The sequence below is a fragment of the Mesorhizobium sp. M4A.F.Ca.ET.020.02.1.1 genome, assembly GCF_004022645.1.
GTDB lineage: Bacteria > Pseudomonadota > Alphaproteobacteria > Rhizobiales > Rhizobiaceae > Mesorhizobium.
The window spans coordinates 1-4,501 of sequence record NZ_RZOI01000512.1; the positions used below are offsets into that span (position 1 = coordinate 1).

General features: G+C 64.2%; 3 protein-coding genes. 1 reads left to right on the top strand and 2 read right to left on the bottom strand.

What is annotated here, in order from left to right:
- Positions 1–1,735: GGDEF domain-containing phosphodiesterase (locus tag EN742_RS25450; protein ID WP_128333414.1), on the top strand; the 1,735-nt coding region annotated here is incomplete at its 5' end.
- A gap of 8 nt (positions 1,736–1,743) precedes the next feature.
- On the opposite strand, the gene EN742_RS25455 is transcribed toward EN742_RS25450, so the two are convergent.
- Together EN742_RS25455 and EN742_RS25460 are read right to left on the bottom strand one after the other, a co-directional pair.
- Entirely contained in the window at positions 1,744–3,366 is a 1,623-nt protein-coding gene (locus tag EN742_RS25455; protein ID WP_127406242.1) for an ABC-F family ATP-binding cassette domain-containing protein, read from the bottom strand.
- 281 nt (positions 3,367–3,647) lie between these two features.
- Entirely contained in the window at positions 3,648–4,391 is a 744-nt protein-coding gene (locus tag EN742_RS25460; protein ID WP_126055440.1) for a 2OG-Fe(II) oxygenase, read from the bottom strand.
- Positions 4,392–4,501: the final 110 nt, after the last annotated feature.

Consider the following 4,501-nt stretch of genomic DNA (forward strand, 5'->3'; position numbering starts at 1 on the left):
GCAGAAAAACTATGCCGAATTGAGGCGCCTGTCCGGGCGGCTGGAGCTCGCGCTGGAGGCCTCGGGCATCGGTGTGTGGGAGCACGATCTTGCCACCAACGAACTGGTGTGGGACGAGCGCGTCAACGAGATTTACGGCAAGCCTGCCGACGCCAAGCCGCGCGGTTATGATGACTGGGCAGGGACGATCCACCCCGACGACATCGAGCGTGCGCGGCGGGATTTCGACCAGGCCGCAGCGACCAAGGGCCTCTACTCCTCGCAATACCGCCTAGTCCACCATGACGGCACTATCCGCCACGTCCGCACACGCGCGACGTTCTTCCAGGACAGCGGCGACACGCCGAAGATGATCGGCGCCGAATGGGACGTGACCAGCGACGTGCTGCTCAACGAGAACCTCGTGCGTGAGCGGCAGCTGTCGGAATCGAAGAACGCCGAGCTGGAGGCTGCCAGCGCCCGCATCGAGCATGTGGCGCTTCACGATTCACTGACTGGCCTGCCCAATCGCCGCTACCTCGACGAGATGCTGGCCGAAAGCGGGGCAACCGGCCGCACCGCGCTGCTACATCTCGACCTCGACCGCTTCAAGCAGATCAACGACACGCTCGGTCACGCCGCGGGCGATGCCATGCTGGTGCACGCCTCCAAGGTCATCAAGGCCAACGCCGGGCCCGCCGATTTCGTGGCGCGCATCGGCGGCGACGAGTTCGTGGTGGTAGGCCATGGCGCTGGCGACGACAGGCTTGCCGAACTCGCCAGCCGCATTATCGAGGAGATGCGCCAGCCGGTAAATTTCCAGGGCCACCAGTGCCGGTTCGGCGTCAGCATCGGCATTGCCGCCAATGACGGCGTCGACGCCAGGCAGTTGCTCGTCAATGCCGATCTCGCGCTGTACCGGGCGAAAAGCCATGGCCGTAATCGCTACGAGTTCTTCAACGCGGAGCTGCAGAGCGAGATCGTTCGGACCAAGCAGATCGCCGATGAAATCCTGGGCGGGCTGGAGCGGAACGAATTCATCGCTTACTACCAGCCGCAGTTCGACGCCAGGACGCTCGAAATCGTCGGCGTCGAAGCGTTGTCGCGCTGGAAGCATCCGCGTCGCGGCATCCTCGCGCCCGCCGCCTATCTCAAGGTCGCCGAAGAACTGAATGTTGTGGCGCTGATCGACCGCACCACTCTCAAGCAGGCGCTGGAGAACTTCGAGCGCTGGTCGCATCTCAACATTCCGCGCGTTTCGGTCAACGTCTCGGCCAGGCGCCTTGAGGACAGAGACCTGATCAAGGGTCTGCGCAAGCTCGCCATCAAGCAAGGGACGGTGTCGTTCGAGCTGGTGGAGTCGATCTTCCTCGACGAGAACGACGACTTCGTTTCGTGGAATATCGAGCAGATCAAGGGACTCGGCATCGACATCGAAATCGACGATTTCGGCACCGGCTACGCCTCGATCGTCAGCCTGCTCAAGCTGCAGCCGCGCCGGCTCAAGATCGACCGCCAGCTGATCACGCCGATCACCGGCTCAACGGCGCAGCGGCGGCTGGTGTCGTCAATCATCGAGATTGGCAAGTCGCTCGGCATCGAAGTGGTGGCCGAAGGCGTCGAGACGATGGATCACGCGCGCATCCTCAAGGAACTGGGTTGCGACATCCTGCAGGGCTACGCCTTCGGCGCCCCGATGGACGCCAAGACCTTCAAGGCCTTCGCCCAGTCGCGCAAATGGCTCCAGGCGGGGTAGCGGAACAGCTACCCCCGCAGTCCCGGCGCTTCCTGGCCGGTCCGCGCGACATATTCAGTGTAGCCGCCGCCATAGGTGTGGATGCCATCGGGGGTGAGCTCCAGCACGCGGTTGGAAAGCGCGGCCAGGAAATGGCGGTCGTGCGAGACAAAGAGCATCGTGCCTTCGTACTGCGAAAGCGCGTTGATCAGCATCTCCTTGGTCGCCATGTCGAGGTGGTTGGTCGGCTCGTCGAGTACCAGGAGGTTGGGCGGATCGAACAGCATCAGCGCCATCACCAGCCGCGCCTTCTCGCCGCCGGACAGCACGCGGCACTTCTTCTCGATCTCGTCACCGGAAAAGCCGAAGCAGCCGGCAAGCGCGCGCAGCGGCGCCTGGCCAGCCTGCGGGAAATTGTCTTCGAGCGTCTGGAACACGGTGCGCTCGCCCTCCAGCAGCTCCATGGCGTGCTGGGCGAAATAGCCCATCTTGACGCTCGGACCGCGCGCCACCGTGCCCTGGTCGGGCTCGGAGGCGCCGGCCACCAGCTTCAAAAGCGTCGACTTGCCGGCGCCGTTGATGCCCATCACGCACCAGCGCTCGCGCCGGCGCACCTGGAAGTCGAGGCCTGAATAGATGGTGCGGCTGCCGTAGCTCTTGTGGATACCCTTCAGCGTCGCCACGTCCTCGCCGCAGCGCGGTGCCGGCTGGAACTCGAAGGTCACCGTCTGGCGCCGCTTCGGCGGCTCGACGCGGTCGATCTTGTCGAGCTTCTTCACCCGGCTCTGGACCTGCGCGGCATGCGAGGCGCGCGCCTTGAAGCGCTCGATGAAGGCGATCTCCTTGGCCAGCATTGCCTGCTGGCGCTCGAACTGCGCCTGCAACTGCTTGTCGGCCAGCGCCCGCTGCTCCTGGTAGAATTCGTAATTGCCGGAGTAGGAGGTGAGCGAACCGGCGTCGATCTCGACGATCTTGGTGACGATGCGGTTCATGAACTCGCGGTCGTGCGAGGTCATCAGCAGCGCGCCGTCATAGTTTTTCAGGAATTGCTCCAACCAGATCAGGCTTTCGAGATCGAGGTGGTTGCTCGGCTCGTCGAGCAGCATGACATCGGGCCGCATCAACAGGATGCGCGCCAGCGCGACGCGCATCTTCCAGCCGCCGGAAAGTTTGGCGACGTCGCCGTCCATCATCTCCTGGCTGAAACCGAGGCCGTCCAGTACCTCGCGGGCGCGGCCGTCCAGCGCATAGCCGTCGAGCTCCTCGAAGCGGTGCTGCAGTTCGCCGTAGCGCTCGATGATGGCGTCCATCTCGTCGGCGCGGTCGGGATCGCCCATGGCGTGCTCGAGCTCGCGCATCTCGGCGGCGACCGCGCTTACCGGGCCGGCACCCTCCATCACCTCGGCAACGGCGCTCATACCTTCCATGTCGCCGACATCCTGGCTGAAATAGCCGATGGTGACGCCGCGATCGACCTGGACCTGCCCTTCGTCCGGCTGCTCCTGCCCGGTGATCATGCGGAACAAGGTCGTCTTGCCGGCGCCGTTCGGTCCGACGAGGCCGATCTTCTCGCCCTTCTGCAAGGCGGCCGAGGCTTCGATAAAGACGATCTGACGGCCGTTCTGCTTGCCGATGTTTTCAAGACGGATCATGGAGCGGTCCGGTTAAATGCGCTGACGTGGCGGGATTTGCCCGGGCATACGCGAATGCAGGCGGTAGTGGAAGAGGCAGAAGCGCCGCAGCCAGCACCCGTGGTGATTGGCGAAGGCGGCGGCGACAGTTGATCTCCCCCCTTGCGGGGGAGAAGCATTTTTCCTGCATTTGCGAGCGGGCTTGTCCCCGAGCAAGTGCTTGGAAAATGCCAGAGAGGGGATTTCGTAGGGCGCGGTGCGCTACTTTCTCGTAGGCGCAGTGCCCCCTCTCTTGCGGCGCTTTACTTCGCGTCGTGGAAGATGATTCCCACAGTGTGACGCCGCCCCGAGCGCAGACGACTGACGCCATGGCGCAGGTTCACCCGATAATAGCCCCGACTGCCCTCGACCGGCCGGTTGTGAACGGCGAAGATCACCGCGTCGCCGCGCCTCAGCGGCACCACTTCGGCACGGCTCTGCATGCGCGGGCGCTGCTCGGTCAACACGAACTCGCCGCCTTCAAAATCCTCGCCGGGTTCGGACAAGAGGATCGCCACCTGCAGCGGAAAGGCGAGCGTGCCGTAGAGGTCCTGATGCAGGCAGTTGAAGTCGCCGGGGCCGTATTGCAAGAGAAGCGGCGTCGGCCTCGTCTGCCCCTCGTCGTGGCAGCGCTTGAGGAAGGCAGCGTGGTCGGCGGGATAGCGCAGCGCTGCGCCCATCTTCTCGTTCCAGTCGTTGGCGACGCCAGCCAGCCGCGGATAGAGCGCCCTGCGCAGGCCTTCGATCGGATCGGGGAGCGGGTAGCGGAAATAGCGGTACTCGCCCTTGCCGAAGCCGTGACGCGCCATCACCACATGGCTGCGGAAATGTTCTTCGTGCGGATAGAGCGCGGCGATTTCGTCGCATTCGTCGGGGGCGAGAAGGTTTTTCATGACGGCGCAGCCATGGGCGTTGAGTTCGGAGACCAGGGCAGGCCAGTCTTGCGCCTCGACACGCGTTTCGGCGGAGCGGCTGGCGCGTTTGGCGCTGATGGAATGGATGGTCATGGCGGCCTCCTGTCGCTTGCCTACCGTGAAAATGGGGCGGGCGGAGGCTGGGAGCCACCCGTTTCATGCGGAGATTGGGCGCGGCCCTGACCTTCTCCCCTTGTAGGAGA

Coding starts and splice junctions, on each gene's coding strand:
- EN742_RS25455 (WP_127406242.1), bottom strand. CDS start 3,366: ATGATCCGTCTTGAAAACATCGGCAAGCAGAACGGCCGTCAGATCGTC.
- EN742_RS25460 (WP_126055440.1), bottom strand. CDS start 4,391: ATGACCATCCATTCCATCAGCGCCAAACGCGCCAGCCGCTCCGCCGAA.